General features: G+C 64.0%; 20 protein-coding genes. 18 read left to right on the top strand and 2 right to left on the bottom strand.

The annotated features are described in order from the left end of the window. Positions 1–140 precede the first annotated feature (140 nt). A complete protein-coding gene (locus tag BLW48_RS16700) occupies positions 141–584 on the top strand; it encodes an SWIB/MDM2 domain-containing protein (RefSeq protein ID WP_093081677.1) in 444 nt (147 codons plus the stop codon). A gap of 40 nt (positions 585–624) precedes the next feature. On the opposite strand, the gene BLW48_RS16695 is transcribed toward BLW48_RS16700, so the two are convergent. Then, positions 625–1,404, bottom strand: coding sequence for an AraC family transcriptional regulator (locus BLW48_RS16695; protein WP_093176437.1), 780 nt, complete (start codon positions 1,402–1,404; stop codon positions 625–627). A 103-nt stretch (positions 1,405–1,507) separates the two neighbouring features. On the opposite strand from BLW48_RS16695, the gene BLW48_RS16690 reads away from it, so the two are divergent. Beyond that, entirely contained in the window at positions 1,508–1,804 is a 297-nt protein-coding gene (locus tag BLW48_RS16690) for a hypothetical protein (RefSeq protein ID WP_093081682.1), read from the top strand. Here the strand turns inward: BLW48_RS16690 and BLW48_RS16685 are convergent. Then, positions 1,767–3,494 (bottom strand): thiamine pyrophosphate-binding protein, encoded by a 1,728-nt coding sequence (locus BLW48_RS16685; RefSeq protein ID WP_093176434.1) that lies wholly within the window; start codon positions 3,492–3,494, stop codon positions 1,767–1,769. The two genes, BLW48_RS16690 and BLW48_RS16685, sit on opposite strands and share 38 nt — an antisense overlap. A 94-nt stretch (positions 3,495–3,588) precedes the next feature. Between BLW48_RS16685 and BLW48_RS16680 the strand changes: the two genes are divergently transcribed. From BLW48_RS16680 to BLW48_RS16610, 16 genes are all read left to right on the top strand, one after another. Beyond that, positions 3,589–4,254: a TetR/AcrR family transcriptional regulator gene (locus tag BLW48_RS16680; RefSeq protein WP_093053100.1), complete on the top strand. Its 666-nt coding sequence runs from the start codon at positions 3,589–3,591 to the stop codon at positions 4,252–4,254. A gap of 145 nt (positions 4,255–4,399) precedes the next feature. Further along, complete coding sequence (locus BLW48_RS16675; RefSeq protein ID WP_093176431.1) at positions 4,400–5,392, top strand: tripartite tricarboxylate transporter substrate binding protein; 993 nt, start codon at positions 4,400–4,402, stop codon at positions 5,390–5,392. Between the two features lie 34 nt (positions 5,393–5,426). Further along, positions 5,427–6,200 (top strand): ABC transporter permease, encoded by a 774-nt coding sequence (locus tag BLW48_RS16670; RefSeq protein ID WP_093053105.1) that lies wholly within the window; start codon positions 5,427–5,429, stop codon positions 6,198–6,200. 52 nt (positions 6,201–6,252) lie between these two features. After that, complete coding sequence (locus BLW48_RS16665) at positions 6,253–7,254, top strand: ABC transporter substrate-binding protein (RefSeq protein ID WP_093053108.1); 1,002 nt, start codon at positions 6,253–6,255, stop codon at positions 7,252–7,254. A 157-nt stretch (positions 7,255–7,411) separates the two neighbouring features. Further along, positions 7,412–8,191, top strand: coding sequence for an ABC transporter ATP-binding protein (locus BLW48_RS16660; RefSeq protein ID WP_093176428.1), 780 nt, complete (start codon positions 7,412–7,414; stop codon positions 8,189–8,191). A gap of 11 nt (positions 8,192–8,202) precedes the next feature. Next, on the top strand, positions 8,203–9,633 hold the full coding sequence (locus BLW48_RS16655; RefSeq protein WP_093176426.1) for an enolase C-terminal domain-like protein: 1,431 nt from the start codon (positions 8,203–8,205) through the stop codon (positions 9,631–9,633). Between the two features lie 50 nt (positions 9,634–9,683). Continuing rightward, a complete protein-coding gene (locus BLW48_RS16650; RefSeq protein ID WP_093176423.1) occupies positions 9,684–10,847 on the top strand; it encodes a Gfo/Idh/MocA family protein in 1,164 nt (387 codons plus the stop codon). An 11-nt stretch (positions 10,848–10,858) separates the two neighbouring features. Continuing rightward, entirely contained in the window at positions 10,859–12,046 is a 1,188-nt protein-coding gene (locus tag BLW48_RS16645; RefSeq protein WP_093176420.1) for a dihydrodipicolinate synthase family protein, read from the top strand. 8 nt (positions 12,047–12,054) lie between these two features. After that, on the top strand, positions 12,055–12,933 hold the full coding sequence (locus tag BLW48_RS16640) for a sugar phosphate isomerase/epimerase family protein (protein WP_093176418.1): 879 nt from the start codon (positions 12,055–12,057) through the stop codon (positions 12,931–12,933). 443 nt (positions 12,934–13,376) lie between these two features. Beyond that, entirely contained in the window at positions 13,377–13,727 is a 351-nt protein-coding gene (locus BLW48_RS16635) for a hypothetical protein (protein ID WP_143047753.1), read from the top strand. Positions 13,728–13,837: 110 nt separating this feature from the next. Further along, complete coding sequence (locus BLW48_RS34995) at positions 13,838–14,215, top strand: hypothetical protein (protein WP_143047752.1); 378 nt, start codon at positions 13,838–13,840, stop codon at positions 14,213–14,215. A gap of 146 nt (positions 14,216–14,361) precedes the next feature. After that, entirely contained in the window at positions 14,362–14,910 is a 549-nt protein-coding gene (locus BLW48_RS16630) for a hypothetical protein (RefSeq protein ID WP_093176412.1), read from the top strand. Between the two features lie 158 nt (positions 14,911–15,068). Further along, a complete protein-coding gene (locus tag BLW48_RS16625) occupies positions 15,069–15,536 on the top strand; it encodes a hypothetical protein (protein ID WP_093176410.1) in 468 nt (155 codons plus the stop codon). 68 nt (positions 15,537–15,604) lie between these two features. After that, a complete protein-coding gene (locus tag BLW48_RS16620; RefSeq protein WP_093176407.1) occupies positions 15,605–15,904 on the top strand; it encodes a hypothetical protein in 300 nt (99 codons plus the stop codon). A gap of 558 nt (positions 15,905–16,462) precedes the next feature. Continuing rightward, positions 16,463–16,672 carry a hypothetical protein gene (locus BLW48_RS16615; protein WP_256330794.1) on the top strand — a complete coding sequence of 70 codons (210 nt, stop codon included), beginning with the start codon at positions 16,463–16,465 and terminating at the stop codon, positions 16,670–16,672. Between the two features lie 77 nt (positions 16,673–16,749). After that, entirely contained in the window at positions 16,750–17,142 is a 393-nt protein-coding gene (locus BLW48_RS16610) for a hypothetical protein (protein ID WP_093176404.1), read from the top strand. Positions 17,143–17,246: the final 104 nt, after the last annotated feature.

The raw sequence follows: 17,246 nt of genomic DNA, 5'->3' as shown, positions 1-17,246 counted from the left end.
CCCTCTGAAAAAACAACAACTCCCAATGAAAAAAGCGCTTTTTCCCTTGGAAACGCGTTTTTTCTCATTTAGCATCCGCATTGCCACTGGAGACGCAAGTTTTTCATTGGTGAGTGTTCAACCAAAAAAGGAAATCAACCATGGCAACTGCAAAGAAGGCTCCGGCCAAGAAAGCTCCGGCAAAGAAGGCCGCTCCCGCAAAGAAGGCGGCGGCTCCTGCGAAGAAGGCTGCACCGGCCAAGAAGGCTGCTGCTCCTGCCAAGAAGGCTGCTCCGGCGAAGAAGGCTCCTGCCAAGAAGGCCGCTCCCGCAAAGAAGGCTGCTCCCGCCAAGAAGCGCACGCCCAACGCCGCGTTCATGAAGGCCCTGACCCCCAGCCCGGCACTCGCCGCTGTGGTCGGCTCGACGCCGCTGCCGCGTACCGCTGTCGTGAGCAAGCTGTGGGACTACATCAAGAAGAACAACCTTCAAGACAAGGCCAACAAGCGCAACATCAACGCCGACGCCAAGCTGAAGGAAATCTTCGGCAAGGCCCAAGTGTCGATGTTCGAACTGGCTGCGCTGATCGGCAAGCACGTCAAGTAAGCGCTCAGGGGCCTCGCGCTCCTGAATCAAAAAGCCCGCTTCATGCGGGCTTTTTTTTCGCCTGCGGCAAGGCCACGCTTTCTTCGAAGAAGCGCGACGGCGTGCGGCCGAAGTGCTTGCGGAAGGCTTCGATGAAGGCACTCACGGAGCTGTAGCCCACCGTCAGCGCCACCGCCGTCACGGGCTCCTTCAGGCTCAGCAGCTCGACGGCCTTGAGCAACCGCGCCTGCTGGCGCCATTGCGCGAAGCTCAGGCCCGTTTCCACGGCGAAACGGCGAGTGAGCGTCCTGCGCGCCATACCGATGCGATCGGCCCATTCGTCGATGCTGTCCGGCAACGCCGGATCATTGGCCACCGCAGCAGCCATCGCGGCAAGGCGCTTGTCCTGCGGCATCGGCAGGTGCAGCGACGGCCTGGCGCTTGTCGCAAGCTCATCGATCAGCACGCCCACCAGACGCGCACGGCGCGGCTCCAGCAGGGGCTCGGTGGCATTCATCGAGGTCAGCCGGTCGACCAGCCCCTGCACCAGCGGCGTGACGGCAAACACATGCGGCCCGTCCGGCAAGGACGCCGCCATCATCGAGTCGATGTGCAAGCTCCAGCCCGCGGTGGCACCAAAGCTCTGCGCCGCATGGGCGCAGCGCGGTGCGATCCAGCCGATCCACCCCGGCGGCTGCACCCAGCGGCCCGAAGGCGTCTCGATGACCTGCAAACCCTCGCGCAGTGCGAACAGCTGGCCGGTTTCGTGCGCGTGGTAGCCCGTGACGCGCGGCGCCTCGTAGGCGTTGATCCAGAGCTTCACAGGGGCCTCAGCAGCCATGGCTGGCCCGCCAGAGGTATCGATTGGCCCCGCGCCGCAAGCCCGAACGCGCGACGCTGCCTAGCATCGAGTTGATCCTCAACAACCCATCCAAGGAACATCCATGAAAGCCCAAGACGTACTGCCCGACGGCGCAGACTTCACCGTCGTGAACGGTCGCACATTGCGCAAGGGATCGGTCGGCGCCTTCCTCGCCAACGTTCGCATCCTCGAAGACGCAAGCGCGTCGGCCGCCGACAGGCACGCCGCCGAGCAAGACCTGGTCTCCCTGATCCCCGCCCTCGACGCGCTCGGCCTGTTCGACGTGTTCGAGCTGCGCTCGCCGTCCTTGCGCGACGAAGTGGCCCGACATCGCTCGGCGCTCAGCCCTGCGCCTGCTGCTGCTTCGCCGAACGCGTGATCAACGCCAGCGTGCCGCGCGTGGTGATCACTTCAGGGTCGAGCGGGATCTCGATCAGCGTGCCCGTATCGGCCGCCAGCGCACGCAGCAGCGCGGCTTCGAACTGCGCCGTTTCCGTCACGCGCTCGGCCGCATAGCCATACGCGCGCGCGAGGCCGCAGAAGTCGGGGTTGCGCAGCGCAGTACCGCTCGTGCGTTCGGGGTACTCGCGCTCCTGGTGCATGCGGATGGTGCCGAACATGCCGTTGTTGAGCAGCACGACGATGCTCTTGCCGCTATGCTGCGCAGCCGTCGCCAGCTCCTGCCCGGTCATCAGAAAATCGCCATCGCCCGCGATGGTGAAGGCCACGCGCCCCGTCGCAAGATTGGCCGCGATGCCGGCCGGCACGCCATAGCCCATCGCTCCGCTGGTCGGCGCCAGCTGCGTCTTCGCGCCCTTCGCGAGCCCGTGATAGCGAAAGTAGCGATGCACCCAGCTTGCGAAGTTGCCCGCGCCGTTGGTAATGGCCGCGTCCGCCGGCAAGTGCTTCTGCAGCAGCGCGACGACCTCCGCCATGTCGACCGGCCCGCGCGGCGTCTCGGCGGGCATGCCGGCCAGCGCCTGCGGCACAAGGTTGGCCTCGTAGTCGGCGTGGGCCTGCAGCGTCCATTCTTCCCAGGGCAGCGTCGGCGGCGCGCTCAGCACCTCCAGGCTGCGCGCGGCTGCGCTCATGCCGGCGTTGATGGCCAGGTCGGCCTGGTACACGCGGTTGAGCTCTTCGGCGCTCGCATGGATGTGCACCAGCGTCTGCTTCGCCTTGGGCGCTTCGAGCAGCGTATAGCCGCCGGTCGTCATCTCGCCCAGGCGCGGACCGATGGCCAGGATCAGGTCGGCGTCTTTCACGCGCTGCGCGAGCTTCGGGTTGATCGCGATGCCGACATCGCCCGCATACAGCGGATGGTGGTTGTCGAAAGTGTCCTGAAAGCGGAAGGCGTTCGCCACCGGCAGTCGCCAGTTCTCCGCAAAGCGCTGAAGCGCCTGCGCGGCCTGCGTCGTCCAGCCGCCGCCGCCGGCAATCACCAGCGGGCGCTGCGACTTCAGCAGCAGTTCGCGCAAGATGCGCAGCGCACCCGGGTCGCTCCAGGGCTCCACCGCCTCCACGCGCGCCAGCGGCCGAGCCGTCGTCTCGCTGCGCAGCATGTCCTCCGGCAGCACCAGCACCACCGGCCCCGGCCGTCCGTTCATCGCGGTGGCGAAGGCGCGCGCGATGTATTCGGGAATGCGGTTCGCATCGTCGATGCGCTCCACGCGCTTGGCAAAGCCCTTGGTGCTCGGTCCGAAGAAGCTACCGTAGTCGACCTCCTGGAAAGCCTCGCGGTCGCGGAAGTCGCTGCCGACGTCGCCGACGAACAGCACCATCGGCGTCGAATCCTGGAAGGCGTTGTGCACGCCGATCGATGCGTTCGTCGCGCCGGGCCCGCGGGTGACGAAGCACACGCCCGGCCGCCCGGTGAGCTTGCCGTGCGCCTCGGCCATGAAGGCCGCGCCCCCCTCCTGCCGGTTGACGATGAAGCGCGTGCGATCGCGGTACGCATGAAAGCCGTCGAGCACCGCCAGAAAGCTTTCGCCCGGCACGCCGAACGCCATTTCCATGCCCTGTTCGACCAGGCACTCCACGATCAGGTGGCCTGCGGGTTGTGATGTACTCATGAGAAGTAGAACCTCAGCTGCAAATGTCTTCGGCAATTATGTGCGCCCGCTCCAGACGCCTTGCGTTAATTCCCCAATTGGTTAAATTCGCGCCATGAAGGCCTCCAAGGACCCCTCACCCGACGCCGCCGAAGTGATCGAACCCCGTTCGCGCGACGCCGACCGCTCGCAGCTCGCCATCCTCGCGTCGGCGCGCGACGAGTTCTCCGCGCGCGGCCTCGCCGGCGCGCGCATGGACAGCATCGCCGAGCGCGCGGGCCTCAACAAGCGCCTCATCTACTACTACTTCGGCAGCAAGGACGACCTGTTCCTCGCGGTGCTGGAGCGCACCTACGCCGACATCCGCGAGGCCGAGCAGCGCCTGCACCTCGACGAGATCGAGCCTGTCGAGGCCATCCGCCAGCTGGTTTCGTTCACCTGGCACTACTACCTCGAGCACCCCGAGTTCATCACGCTGCTCAACAGCGAGAACCTGCATTGCGCGGCGCACCTCAAGCGCTCCGAGCGCATCCAGGAGATGAACTCGCCGCTGGTACAGCTGCTCGACACCGTGCTGGAGCGCGGCCGGCGCGACAACCTGTTCCGCGCCGGCGTGGACCCCGTGCAGCTCTATATCTCCATCGCGTCGCTCTGCTACTTCTACCTCTCGAACAACCACACGCTCTCGGCCATCTTCGGCCGTGACCTGCGCGCACCCAAGGCAATGGCGCAACGCCTCTCGCACATGACTGATCTCGTGCTGGGCTACGTCCTGCACTGAGCTTCATCAGCGCGTCTTCGCACTCTCCGGGTATCTACTAGGCAGCGGCCGTTGACGCTGCGGCGCAGCCGTTCCTACAATCTATAATTCACTCACTGGTGAATTGATCGGTTCAAGAAAGCGGCCCGACCGCGCGGAGACATCCATGAAGCTCTTTGCCAGCACTGCACGCACCACCGTCGTTGCCTCACTGACCTGCATCGCTGCACTGCTACCGGGCCTGGCCGCCGCGCAGAACGGCTACCCCAGCAAGCCCATCCGCGTGATCGTTCCCTTCGCGGCCGGCAGCACCACCGACATCATTGCCCGCGCCATCACCGACAAGATGAGCGCCAGCATGGGCCAGACGCTGGTGGTCGACAACCGCGGCGGCGCCAGCGGCACCATCGGCCAGCAGGCGGTGGCCACGGCTGCGCCCGACGGCTACACGGTGATGATCCATTCGTCGTCGCACACGGTCAGCCCTTCGACCTTCGCCAAGCTGCCGTTCGACACGGTGCACGATTTCGCGGGGGTCACGCCGATCTCGTCGCTGCCCAATGCGCTGGTGATCTCGCCCAGCAAGAACATCAAGACGCTGCCCCAGCTGCTGGCCGCCGCGCGCGCCAAGCCCGGCAGCATGAACTTCGCCTCTGCCGGTCAGGGCAGCGCCACGCACCTGAACGCCGAGAAGTTCAAGATGGCCGCCAAGATCGACGCGACCAACATTCCCTTCAAGGGATCGGGCGAGGCCGTGACCGAAGTGCTTTCGGGCCGCGTCGACTACTACTTCTCGCCCATCGCCCCGGTCATCGGCCAGATCAAGGAAGGCCAGCTGCTGGCGTTGGCCGTCGGCTCGCCCAAGCGCGCCGCCGCCCTGCCCGACGTGCCCACCACCACCGAGGCCGGTGTGCCCGGCTCCGAGTTCAACTTCTGGATTGGAATGATGGCGCCCGCCAAGACGCCGCGCGACATCGTCGAGCGCCTGCACGCCGAGGTGGCGAAGGCGCTGGCCACGCCCGAGGTGAAGGAGCGCTTCGCCAAGCTCGGCGCCGACGCCTGGACGCTCAAGCCCGAGCAGTTCGACGCCTACATCAAGGAAGAGATCGCGAGCAACGCGCAGCTCGTGAAGGCAGCCGGGCTCTCGGTCCAACAGTAAACAAGCAAGTCCCCTGAAAGCCCCGGCCCTCGCCATGTTCCGCAAGCTCCTGCTCTCCCCGGCCCTGCGCCCTTTCATCCTCATCTTGCTGCTGCTGGTGCTGTGGGACCTGGCGATCCGCCTCTTCAAGATTCCGGCCTACCTGATTCCCCCGCCGTGGGAGGTCGTGAAGCAGCTCGTCGCCGAGTGGCCGCGCCTGCTCGCCGAGAGCTGGAAGACCACGCTCGCCACGCTGGGTGGTTTCGGCCTGACGATCCTGATCGGCATTCCGATCGCGATGGTCATCGCCTACTCGCGCGTCGTCGAGTCGTACGTTTATCCACTGCTGGTGTTCTCGCAGAGCATCCCGAAGGTCGCTATCGCGCCGCTGTTCGTGGTGTGGTTCGGCTTCGGCATCTTCCCGAAGGTGATCAGCGCCTTCCTGCTGGGTTTCTTCCCTGTGGTGGTGTCCACGGTGATGGGCTTCAAGTCGGTCGAGCCCGACATGCTCGACCTCTCGCGCTCGATGGGTGCGAGCCGCCTGCAGACCTTTCTCAAGATCAGCCTGCCGCAGGCGCTGCCTTCGATCTTCAGCGGCCTGAAGGTGTCGGTCACGCTGGCCGTGGTGGGCGCGGTGGTCGGTGAATTCGTCGGCTCCAACTCGGGCATCGGCTACGTGCTGCAGGTTGCCAACGGCAACTTCGACCTGCCGCTGATGTTCGCCGCGCTGGTGGTTCTCTCGAGCATCGGCGTCATTCTTTTCGTCGCGGTCGACCTGGTCGAGCGCGTGATGATTCCCTGGCACGCCTCGCAGCGCCACGCGAACTGAGTTTTCCGCTTCAAGTTCCTTCGCAAAGCCAACAACTCCCGGAGACAAGACCATGAAGAAACTGCTTCCCTCGCTGCTCGCTGCAGCAGCGCTCGCCACCTTCGCCATCGCTCCTGCGCAGGCCCAGGGCGACAAGCCCAAGGACAAAGTCACGCTGATGCTCAACTGGTACCTGTACAGCGAGCACGCGCCCTTCTTCCTCGGCAAGGAAAAGGGCTTCTACGCCGAGGAAGGCATCGACCTCGACATCCAGGAAGGCCGCGGCTCCGCCGTCACCGCGCAGGCGGTGGCCGCCAAGTCGGCAACCTTCGGCTACATCGACGTCACGACCATGATCAAGGCCGCCGCCAAGGGCGCGCCGCTGAAGTCGACCGGCGTGCTGTTCCAGGTGAGCCCGATGTCGGTCATGGGCTTCACCGAGAAGAACATCAAGACGCCGAAGGACATCATCGGCAAGACGGTGGCCGTCACGCCGGGCGACTCGATGTCGCAGATGTGGCCGCTGTTCCTCAAGGTCAACAACATCACGGCCGACCAGGTGAAGATCGTCTCGGGCGACGGCCAGACCAAGCTCAATGCCGTGACCAACGGCCAGGCCGACCTGCTGCTGGGCTACGTGATGGACCAGGCCATCAAGCTGCAGGACGCGACCGGCAAGCCCGTTACGCCGATCCGCTTCGCCGACTCCGGCGTGAACCAGATCAGCTCCGGAATCATCACCAACAAGAACCTGCTGACCGAGAACCCCGACCTCGTGAAGCGCTTCATGCGCGCCTCCACCAAGGCCGCCGAAGCCGCCGAGAAGAGCCCAGAGGCCGCGGTCGACGCCATGCTCAAGGCCAACCCCAAGGCCGGCGTGCGCGACACCTTGATCGTCGGCATGAAGCAGAGCGTGGCGCTCTATCACACGAAGGAAACGGCCAACCAGCGCCCGTACCGCGTGGCGATGAAGAACGTGAGCGACTCACTCGACCTGCTGGTGCAGTACGGCGGCATGGATGCGTCCACACGCGGCAAGCCCGAAGACTACGTAACGCTCGACTTCCTGCCGTAAGCAGGCTCGCCCCCAGGCTCCGCGCACTTCGTGTCGCTTCTCCTTCCCCCCTACCGGGGGCAACACCTGCGGCCCGGCAAAGCCGGTTCCGCGGTGTTCCCCGAAAAGACCTCAGCATCCCGCCGCCTCGTCCGCTTCCGTCCTTTAACTACTCTCCATGTCCACTGAAGTCCTGATCGAAGCGCGCGGCGTCTCGAAGATCTACCAAAGCAAGGACGGCCCGGTCGAGTCGCTGAAGCCACTCGACTTCGCCATCAAGGAAGGCGAGTTCGTCTCCGTCGTCGGCCCCTCGGGCTGCGGCAAGAGCACGCTGCTGAAGATGGTGGCGGGCCTGCTGCCCATCAGCGGCGGCAGCCTCACGCTGGCCGGCAAGCCGATCAAGGGTCCGCAGAAGGATGTGGGCATCGTGTTCCAGAGCGCGGTGCTGCTGCCCTGGCGCAGCGTGGAAGACAACATCCTGCTTCAGGCCGAGATGCGCCATCTGCCCAAGGAGGCTTCGCGGGCCCGGGCACGCGAGCTGATGGCAATGGCCGGCCTGAAGGGCTTCGAGGGCAAATACCCCTGGCAGCTCTCGGGCGGGATGCAGCAACGCGCGTCGATCTGCCGTGCGCTGTTGCATGACCCGTCGGTGCTGCTGATGGACGAGCCCTTCGGTGCGCTCGACGCGATGACGCGCGAGAAGATGAACCTGGAGTTGCAGCGCATCTGGATGGCGTCGAAGAAGACGGTGATGCTCATCACGCACAGCATTCCGGAAGCCATATTCCTGTCGGACCGCGTGATCGTGATGAGCGAGCGGCCCGGCTCCATCGCCGCGGTGTACGACATCGACCTGCCGCGCCCGCGCACGCTCGACATGATGGCCTCGGCCGAGTTCGGCGCATATACGAAGCTGGTGCGCGCGCATTTCTTCTCGCAGGGCATCCTGGACCACTGAAAGCGCCAGCCATGGATGCCATCCGTTTTCACGTCGAGGAGATCCGCTTTGCCGAGCGCAACGTCACGCTGCGGCTGCCGTTCCGCTTCGGCGCGGCCACCGTCACCGCCTGCCCGCAGGTCTACGTGAAGGCCCGCATCCGCTTTTCGGACGGCCGCACGGCCGAGGGCTGCGCCGCCGAGATGATGGTGCCCAAGTGGTTCGACAAGACCCCCGCGCTCACCAACGAACAGAACTTCGAACAATTGCGCTTCGCCTTGCGCGACGCGCGCGAGGCCTACACCGCCGAGCCCGATGCACAGACCGCCTGGACTCACTTCGCGTCGAATTACGCCGCGCTGCAGGCGCGCGCCAAGGCCAAGGGCCTGCAGCCGCTCGTGGCCAGCTACGGCCCGGCGCTGATCGACCGCGCGCTGCTCGACGCACTATGCCTGCACAGCGGCGTGAGCTTCGCGACGGCGATGAGCGGCAACCTGAGCGGCATCGACGTCGCAGGCAGCGGTCTGGCCGATGACCTCGCAGGCTTCGAGATGCCCGGCTTCCTGTCTAGGCAATCGCCGCGCACGCGCATCGCGGCGCGCCACACAGTCGGGTTGGCCGATGCCATCGACGACAGCGACGCCCAGCCCGACGCCCCCACCGACGGCCTGCCCACGACGCTCGCAGCGGCCGTGCGCCGCTACGGTCTCACGCACTTCAAGCTCAAGCTGTGCGGCAACACCGCGCAGGACATCGACCGACTCCAACGCATCGCCCGCGTGATAGACGGCCACGCACAGCTCGTGACGCTCGACGGCAATGAGCAATACGCCGATGCGGACGACTTCGGCGTCTTCCTCGACCGCATGCTGTCCACCCCCGTGCTGTGGAAGCTCTCGCAGAAGACGGTCTTCGTCGAACAGCCGATCCGCCGCGATGCAGCCCTGCAGCGCGACGTGTCCGCGCTCGGCAAGCGCATTCCGCTGCTCATCGATGAATCCGACGCCATGCTCGATGCCTTCGTGCAGGCCCGCGCGCTTGGCTACACCGGCGTATCGAGCAAGAGCTGCAAGGGCTTCTACAAGTCGGTCATCAACGCAGCGCGCTGCGCGCATTGGAACGCCTCCGAGGAAAAGCCGCGCTACTTCCTCTCCGGCGAAGACCTCACCATGCAGGCCGGCATCGGCGTGCAGCAAGACCTGGCGCTGGTCTCCTGGCTCGGCCTCTCGCACGTGGAGCGCAACGGCCACCACTACGTCAACGGCCTTGCCGCGGCTCCCGAGGCTGAACAGCAGGCACTGCTGCGCGCCCATCCAGGCCTGTACGAACAAAGCGACGGCGCAGTGCGCCTCGCCATCCGCGACGGGCAGCTCGACCTGTCCTCGCTCGCCACCGCGCCCGGCTTTGCCACCGGAAAACCCGGCGCCGGCATCTCGTGGGACGCCATGCGTTCCGTCTACTGAAGCCCCCCGCTTCGATCTGCAATCTCTCTCGCATCTCAAGGAAGAAAACGATGGCCACCCAACGTCTAGGAATCATCATGCACGGCGTCACCGGTCGCATGGGCATGAACCAGCATCTGATCCGCTCGATCTGCGCCATCCGCGCGCAAGGCGGCGTCACGCTGTCGAATGGCGACAAGGTCATGCCTGACCCGATCCTCATCGGCCGCAACGCCGAGAAGATGGAAGCGCTCGCCAAGGCCCACAACATCGCGCGCTGGGGCACCGACCTCAACAAGGCCCTGGAGAACAAGGACGACACCATCTTCTTCGACGCCGGCACCACGCAGATGCGCCCCACGCTGCTGGCCAAGGCCATCCGCGCCGGCAAGCACGTGTATTGCGAGAAGCCGATTGCCACCAACCTGAACGAAGCGGTGGAGATCGCACGCCTCGCCGAAGGCTCGGGCCTGAAGCACGGCGCCGTGCAGGACAAGCTCTTCCTGCCCGGCCTGCGCAAGCTCGACATGCTGCGCCGCGCCGGCTTCTTCGGCCGCATGCTCAGCGTGCGCCTGGAGTTCGGCTACTGGGTGTTCGAGGGCGACCTGCAGCCCATCCAACGCCCGAGCTGGAACTACCGCAAGGAAGACGGCGGCGGCATGATCCTGGACATGATGTGCCACTGGCGCTACGTGCTGGACAACCTGTTCGGCGAAGTGAAGTCGGTGTCGTGCATTGGCGCCACCCACATCCCCAAGCGCTGGGACGAAGCCGGTAAGCCGTATGAGGCCACCGCCGACGACGCGGCCTACGCCACCTGCGAGCTCACCGGCCACAACGGCGAACCCGTCATCGCGCAGATCAACATGAGCTGGGTCACGCGCGTGCGCCGCGACGATCTCGTGACCTTCCACGTCGACGGCACCGACGGCTCGGCCGTGGCGGGCCTGTCGAGTTGCCGTGCCCAGTCGCGCGTGGCCACGCCGCGCCCGGTGTGGAACCCCGACGAGAAGCAGATGATGAATTTCTTCGACCAGTGGCAGGAGATTCCGGACTCGCAGGTCTACGACAACGGCTTCAAGATCCAGTGGGAGCACTTCATTCGCCACGTGGTCGAGAACGAGCCGTACAAGTGGACGCTGCCCGAAGGCGCCAAGGGCGTGCAGCTGGTCGAGGCCGCGCTCGAATCGTGGAAAGACCGTCGCTGGGTCGATGTTCCGGCGCTGAAGGTCTGAGGTCCCTCGCCATGGCTCTTTCGCTGAACCTCCCTACCGCCGGCGGCACGCTCGCGCCCTACGCGCTGCGCGGCACCGCACCGGTGAAGCCCGATGCGGGCATCAAGTTCAACCGCATCGCCTACTCGGCCGCGCACGTGGTGGCCGATCCTCTGGCGGCCATCGATCCGTGGCTGCAATGCGCGGTCGACTGGGACACCACCATCGCCTACCGCCGCCGCCTGTTCTCGCTTGGCCTGGGCGTGGCCGAAGCCATGGACACCGCACAGCGCGGCATGGGCCTGGACTGGCCGACCTCGCTGGAGCTGATCCGCCGCTCGCTCGACGCAGCCAAGGACGTGCCCGGTGCGCTGGTCGCCTCGGGCTGCGGCACCGACCACCTGAACATCGACGACGTGAAGAGCGTCGACGACGTGATCCGCGGCTACGAAGAGCAGATGGCCGCCATCGAGGCGCTCGGCGGCAAGCTGATCGTGATGGCCAGCCGCGCGCTGGCCCGCGTGGCCAAGAGCCCGGCCGACTACGAGCGCGTGTACGACCGCATCCTGAGCCAGGCAAAGCAGCCGGTGGTGCTGCACTGGCTGGGCGACATGTTCGACCCTGCGCTGGCAGGCTATTGGGGCACGAAGGATGTCGATGCGGCGATGGACACGGCGCTGGGCATCATCGCGGCGCATCCGGAGAAGGTCGACGGCATCAAGATCTCGCTGCTCGACAAGGACAAGGAAATTGCGATGCGCCGGCGCCTGCCGAAGGGCGTGCGCATGTACACGGGCGACGACTTCAACTACGCCGAGCTGATTGCCGGTGACGGCTTCGGCAGCGAACCGACGCACGGCAAGAGCGATGCGCTGCTGGGCATCTTCGACGCCATCGCCCCCGCCGCGAGCGCCGCCCTCGGTGCGCTTGCGCAGGGCAACACCGAGAAGTTCCACGCCATCCTCGGCCCCACGGTGCCGCTGTCGCGCCACATCTTCGCGGCGCCCACGCGCTTCTACAAGACCGGTGTGGTGTTCATGGCGTGGCTCAACGGCCACCAGAAGCACTTCACGATGGTCGGTGGTCAGCAAAGCACACGCTCGTTGCAGCACTTTGCCGAGCTGTTCCGGCTGGCCGATGCGGCCAACCTGCTGGAGCAGCCGGAGCTGGCGATTCAGCGCATGAAGACGCTGCTGGCTTTGCACGGCGTGGAAGGCTGATTCGGACCATGCGCGATTTCTCTCAGAACCACGACTGGCTGTCGATCAACACCGCCACGGTGCGCAAGCAGTCCGGCGCGGAGGTTTCGCTCGACCGCATCATCGACCAGTGCGCCGAGCGCGGCATCCGCGCGATCAGCCCCTGGCGCGACCAGGTGGCGGCTGTCGGACTCGACAAGGTGGCCAGGCAGCTGAAGGCGCACGGCATCGGCCTCTCGGGCTACTGCCGCGGCGGCTTCTTCCCCGCGCCCGATGCGGCTGGCCTGAAGGCCGCGCTCGACGACAACCGCCGCGCCATCGACGAAGCGAAGACGCTCGATGCGCCCTGTCTCGTGCTCGTAGTCGGCGCCCTGCCCGGCGCGCTCGAAGGCAAGGTCACCTACAAGGACATCGGCCGCGCGCGCGGCGAGGTGCGCGACGGCATCGCCGCATCGCTCGAATACGCCCGCGAAGTCGGCATGCCGCTCGCCATCGAGCCCCTGCACCCGATGCAGGCGGCCGACCGCGCTTGCATCAACACGCTGGAACACGCACTCGACCTCTGCGACGAACTCGACGCAGGCAAGAGCGGCATGATCGGCGTGGCCCTCGACATCTATCACGTGTGGTGGGACCCGAAGCTGCAACAGCAGATTGCCCGCGCCGGTCGCGAGCGGCTGCTGGCGTATCACGTCTGCGATTGGCTCACGCCTACCCGCGACCTGCTGAGTGACCGCGGAATGATGGGCGACGGCGTGGTCGAGCTGAAGAAGATCCGCGGGTGGGTAGAGGACGCTGGCTTTACCGGTTTCAGCGAGGTCGAGATCTTTTCGAACCTCGACTGGTGGCGGCGGCCCGGCGCGGAAACGCTGGACGTCTGCATTGAGCGGCACAAGCAGGCTGTCTAGAGCTGTTCATTGTTCAGGGCGTGGGCACGGACCACCGGGCATTCCCCCTCCACAAATGCCCCGCAGCCTGCGGGCTCCATATTTATTTCGCTGCAGGGAGCACCCGATGGCCTGCGCACAATGAGCGCAGCTGTGACGCTGGCAGCTTGACCGCTGCTGCGGATCGCAGATGAGCATGCGGGAGCGCACCACTGAGCTTTTGTGTGAGACGAGCAGCGGACAAGCAGAAGTTCGAAGGGTTGATCCTGGCCGCGGTCGAAATTGGAGTGACTGCGTTCAATGTTCGATTCAGACTGGGTGCTGACCTGCGATAGCGCTGGTCGGAGGGGTACTATCGGCCAGAACCAGACGTTCACGTCGGCCGCTCAGTCTTGGGCTCCTGTGCCGTGGAACGAGGGCCATCCGCGGGTACATTCGGTCAAACATTCAAATTTGGAGTGAGCTTGATAAAAGTGCTGCGCCTCTTCCTGCTTCTGCTGATGATGCAGGCATTCGTCGCTCCAGTTCAGGCACAAAAGAGAGCAAATCACATGGGGTTTTGGACCTTCGGCGCAAACGCAGACTGGTCGCCTGAGCCAGGCGGAACGCTAGACAGGGCGCTCGTGGCCTTCGGCGAACTCAAGGGCAGGTACGGGGACCGCTTCAACGTGGTCGTTGAAGACCTTCACCAAGAGGGGACACCCAAGGCCGACGGGTCGAAGACCGCCAAGATTCAAATCAAAGTCTTCGTTGCACCTCCGAGTGACGACATCGAGCGTCAACTGAGGGCGCTCGGCCTCGTCTACTTTCCCTAGGTCCGCAAACTCGGCTCTCGGCCACTACCGGCCGTTCGTCATGCTGGCGCAACGCAGCCAAGACCGGACATCCCGAGGCTAGATTAAGACTGACTTCTTTGTGGCGCGAAATGAAGAACCCAACCCACTTGCCTCAAGCAGTTTTCGATTCGGTCTCGCATCTTCTGGAGCCAGACTGGATGGCGCTTGTCATTGACTACCATGTGGATGAGACACAAAGCTCCTTACTGGGCAGCTATGTGACTCGCTCGCCTGAAGGCCTCGAGGAAGTCGGGATAGTTCTGCCGAATGACCTGGATGGGCTATTGAGAGAACTTCGAGAAAGACTTCCAGACGGCGACGTCCGGGTGTTTTCACGTTGCAAATTTCGCTTGTCCCGCGATGGTGCCTTCGAGGCGCAATACTCCTACGAAGAGGTAGATTGGGACGCACTACTTGTTCCCGATTGGAACTTTCCCGGCGTCGTCAAAAAACGAGTAGTTGCTTAAATTTCCGCTCTTGCGCCAGTCGTACTTAAGGCTACAGTCGGCCAGAACCCGACACTCGGAACTAAGGCGAAATTCAGCTGAAGGCGGCCCTGATCGGAGCGGATTGGGGTGTTGCGTAGTGCGGCTGAATATCTCAAGCTTTCAACATGGGTTATCAATTCAACGGTTTTCTGACTGCGAACGCGGAAGCGGCGGATACGGCGTTGCGGCGCTGGGATTTCTGTGAGGCCAAGCGCCTGGACGACCAGTTTGACGGCTTCATCGTCCGCTGCCCGAACATGCTCGACCTTCATCCACTTGAAGGAGAGGATGCTGCGGAACGTCTCCTCACCCAGATCGATGAAGTGAAAACGGGCTTGGCAGCGCTCTCGGCGCAATTTCCGGAGGCGTTCTTCGTCTACATCGAAGTTGACTGCTTCGGCGGTGTATGCATGCACGAGGGAATGCATCTCCAGGGCGGAGCGGTCGTCGCGACATTCAGCTCAGGCAAGTACGAGGTCGACCTAGCCACGCTTCTGCAGCCGCTTGGTGTCCGTCTGAACGAAGATCAGTTTTTCAGGCCGTTGACCCGTGGCTTCTTCCAGCGCGATCAGCTTCAAAGCTGGTCAGCCTCGCCAGTGCATGCTCAAGCAGATAAATCAGGAGCAGAAGTTGAGTCGGTTCGCACAGGATGGTGGCAGTTTTGGCGACGGTAGTGCTTGCCCGTTCGTCAAAGATCTCCTCCTGGCTTCAATCGGCTGCTGTTGGGGGCTTCGGTCCACTCAGAAGCAGGGGCCCTTGCGCCACCAACGTCTGAGACTACAGTCGGCCAGAACCAGTCACTCAACTTTCCCGTCCAACTTCAGGCCCGCTCATGACAGAGTTCCGATTCCGTACCCATCAAGAGCTCACCCGCGCAGCATTCGAAGAAGCCTCGGTCTGGGTGGAATGGGAGGAGCCAGAGCAGGACATCGAAATCGCCTCTTGGGGGGTGGATGTCGCCGCAGCATGGAAGCGTCGCAGGGCAGAGCCTGACCCGAACGGCGAGTACTTCTATCCGTACCTCGGAAACACGCCAGTGAGTTTGGTTCGGGGCACGCATGTAGGCGCGGAGGCGCGCTTTTCGTCGGGTCAAACTTTGCCTGGGTACCTGACCGGCGGCTTTGCATTCGCTGTGTTCTGTGGCGATGAGGAAATCATGTTCAACGTGAACATGAAGCGCGAAGGCCAGGAAGCAGCGGCTCGCGTGGCTCGACACTTAGGTGTACCGGAGGCGACGCTTTTTCCGATAACCTTCCTCGCCGCCGATGGCCGGAGCGCCAAATATGAGAAGTACTGGTAGCGGCCAAGAGCCGACATTTGGCATCGCCCCTCCATCGCGCCGATAACCAACGCTCCAAGGCGAAAATCATGTCCAACGCTGACGACATGTGGCCCTTCGAAGACCCTCCGAACCTAGCATGTTTCACCGTGAGGTCGATCATGAATGGGGCCGCGCCAATCCTCTACGTTTCCCATGATGCAGACGATGGCGCTTGGCAGATGCTGACGAGCGATGCCGCTGATATGTCGCAAGCGATGCTTGTGGCTCTGGCGCAATTGGTAGCGCGCGACAGAACCCTAGTTGAACTGGCAGACCTGCCACTCGGATGGACCGCCTCGCGTGCGGACGCGGGCTCGCCTTGGGTGCGCCGGGCTGGAGCCAACTGAAGAGCGCTATTCGGCCAGAACCGGTCGTTCGACGGCGAGGCAGAATTTGCGCCGAAGAGCAACCACCCTCTATCGAATACGGAGAATCCCATTTCGTACCACGCCAAGGAATACGAAGTTTATGTCGTGCTCGGCGCACCTGGCGTGTTGCCATGGGCATGGTCGGTGTGGCGAGAGATTGCGCCGCTACTGTCCCCCTTTGTGGGCTCTCCTCGAGGAAAACCGTTTGTCCGTTCGAGCCAGACGATGGGCCTTGGAAAACAGCACCGGTCGGTGGCGTTCGGTCGAATGGGGTGGGACCAAAAGTCACACGCCAGTTGGACTCACGGTTCACCTACGAGCAGCCCCGACGCAGAGACTTGGAATTTCGTTGGAACCGAAGTCTGGGCGCCTTCTTGGAACGTGTGCGAGAAGAACCTCGAGGCTCCGGATTTCTACATGCACCTCCTTTGCGCGCCGCCCTGCAAGCAGGACCACTCACCTCAATTCAGCTCCATTCTCGTCGTCGCGTTCGCTGCGTCCTCCGCTGGTGCTCGCCGAGTCGAACTGCGTGCTGCGATGACCACCATTGCGAAGCTCCTGGACAGTCCCTTCTCGGTGTGGAAGCATCGCGCTTGGGGCATCCCGGTTGGCCTTTCCGGCGGCTTTCGGGACGCTGTGCAGGATTTCGGAGTCGGTTCCGGCCTCTTCAAGAATGCAGACCCTCACGAACGGCGGCTGGGCCTGGACACCTTCACCGAGACTTGGGCGACCCTCTACCAGAATTGAACAACCGGGACCTGCAACCGCGGACAGAATTCGGCCAGAACCGGACCTTCGTACCAACCTTCCATTGAGCCAGAAATATGACCGGCAAGACCCTCCAAGGCACCATTGATGCGGCATGCGCCCATCTGGAAAAGACGGCGACGGACATGGGGGCAAAGCTCTCGTTCAACCTCGGTTCGGTGCGGGTGCTCGAAAAAATTTTGACCGCCCTGAAGGACATCGGAGCCGACCAGTCCACCCTCAACGGCGCTGGCTTTCTCGTGGGGGCCTACCTAGGTGAAATCCTTCGCCGTGAACTCCAAGGAGAGTGGGTCGCCGGGAGAGATGGTGAAGGATTTGCCGTGAGGGCTGGTGATACGAACATCTTTCCCGTCGAGCGTGCGCGGAAGTTCATCGTTGACCCCGATGCAAACGGCCTCGTATTCTTCGCTGACGTGTTTGTGTCGCAGCAAGGGACCGTCCGCCCCTAGAGCGGCATGCGGCCAGTAGCCGACCTTCACCGCCTCGGTCTACCTTCCACCCCAACTCGCCAATCACAGAAACATGACAGTCGCGATGTCACCGCTGTGGATCA

This window comes from Variovorax sp. YR266, from assembly GCF_900107295.1.
Lineage (GTDB): Bacteria > Pseudomonadota > Gammaproteobacteria > Burkholderiales > Burkholderiaceae_C > Variovorax.
Note: the sequence above shows the minus strand (reverse complement) of the source record. Positions and strands in the feature narration are given on the sequence as shown.

Bases quoted from the DNA above. Each gene is read 5' to 3' on its own strand.
- BLW48_RS16625 (WP_093176410.1), top strand. From the start codon at position 15,069: ATGACAGAGTTCCGATTCCGTACCCATCAAGAGCTCACCCGCGCAGCA.
- BLW48_RS16690 (WP_093081682.1), top strand. From the start codon at position 1,508: ATGAAAGCCCAAGACGTACTGCCCGACGGCGCAGACTTCACCGTCGTG.
- BLW48_RS16645 (WP_093176420.1), top strand. From the start codon at position 10,859: ATGGCTCTTTCGCTGAACCTCCCTACCGCCGGCGGCACGCTCGCGCCC.
- BLW48_RS16680 (WP_093053100.1), top strand. From the start codon at position 3,589: ATGAAGGCCTCCAAGGACCCCTCACCCGACGCCGCCGAAGTGATCGAA.
- BLW48_RS16665 (WP_093053108.1), top strand. From the start codon at position 6,253: ATGAAGAAACTGCTTCCCTCGCTGCTCGCTGCAGCAGCGCTCGCCACC.
- BLW48_RS16630 (WP_093176412.1), top strand. From the start codon at position 14,362: ATGGGTTATCAATTCAACGGTTTTCTGACTGCGAACGCGGAAGCGGCG.
- BLW48_RS16640 (WP_093176418.1), top strand. From the start codon at position 12,055: ATGCGCGATTTCTCTCAGAACCACGACTGGCTGTCGATCAACACCGCC.
- BLW48_RS16660 (WP_093176428.1), top strand. From the start codon at position 7,412: ATGTCCACTGAAGTCCTGATCGAAGCGCGCGGCGTCTCGAAGATCTAC.
- BLW48_RS16675 (WP_093176431.1), top strand. From the start codon at position 4,400: ATGAAGCTCTTTGCCAGCACTGCACGCACCACCGTCGTTGCCTCACTG.
- BLW48_RS16610 (WP_093176404.1), top strand. From the start codon at position 16,750: ATGACCGGCAAGACCCTCCAAGGCACCATTGATGCGGCATGCGCCCAT.
- BLW48_RS16700 (WP_093081677.1), top strand. From the start codon at position 141: ATGGCAACTGCAAAGAAGGCTCCGGCCAAGAAAGCTCCGGCAAAGAAG.
- BLW48_RS16695 (WP_093176437.1), bottom strand. From the start codon at position 1,404: ATGGCTGCTGAGGCCCCTGTGAAGCTCTGGATCAACGCCTACGAGGCG.
- BLW48_RS34995 (WP_143047752.1), top strand. From the start codon at position 13,838: ATGAAGAACCCAACCCACTTGCCTCAAGCAGTTTTCGATTCGGTCTCG.
- BLW48_RS16620 (WP_093176407.1), top strand. From the start codon at position 15,605: ATGTCCAACGCTGACGACATGTGGCCCTTCGAAGACCCTCCGAACCTA.
- BLW48_RS16670 (WP_093053105.1), top strand. From the start codon at position 5,427: ATGTTCCGCAAGCTCCTGCTCTCCCCGGCCCTGCGCCCTTTCATCCTC.
- BLW48_RS16685 (WP_093176434.1), bottom strand. From the start codon at position 3,494: ATGAGTACATCACAACCCGCAGGCCACCTGATCGTGGAGTGCCTGGTC.
- BLW48_RS16650 (WP_093176423.1), top strand. From the start codon at position 9,684: ATGGCCACCCAACGTCTAGGAATCATCATGCACGGCGTCACCGGTCGC.
- BLW48_RS16615 (WP_256330794.1), top strand. From the start codon at position 16,463: ATGACCACCATTGCGAAGCTCCTGGACAGTCCCTTCTCGGTGTGGAAG.
- BLW48_RS16655 (WP_093176426.1), top strand. From the start codon at position 8,203: ATGGATGCCATCCGTTTTCACGTCGAGGAGATCCGCTTTGCCGAGCGC.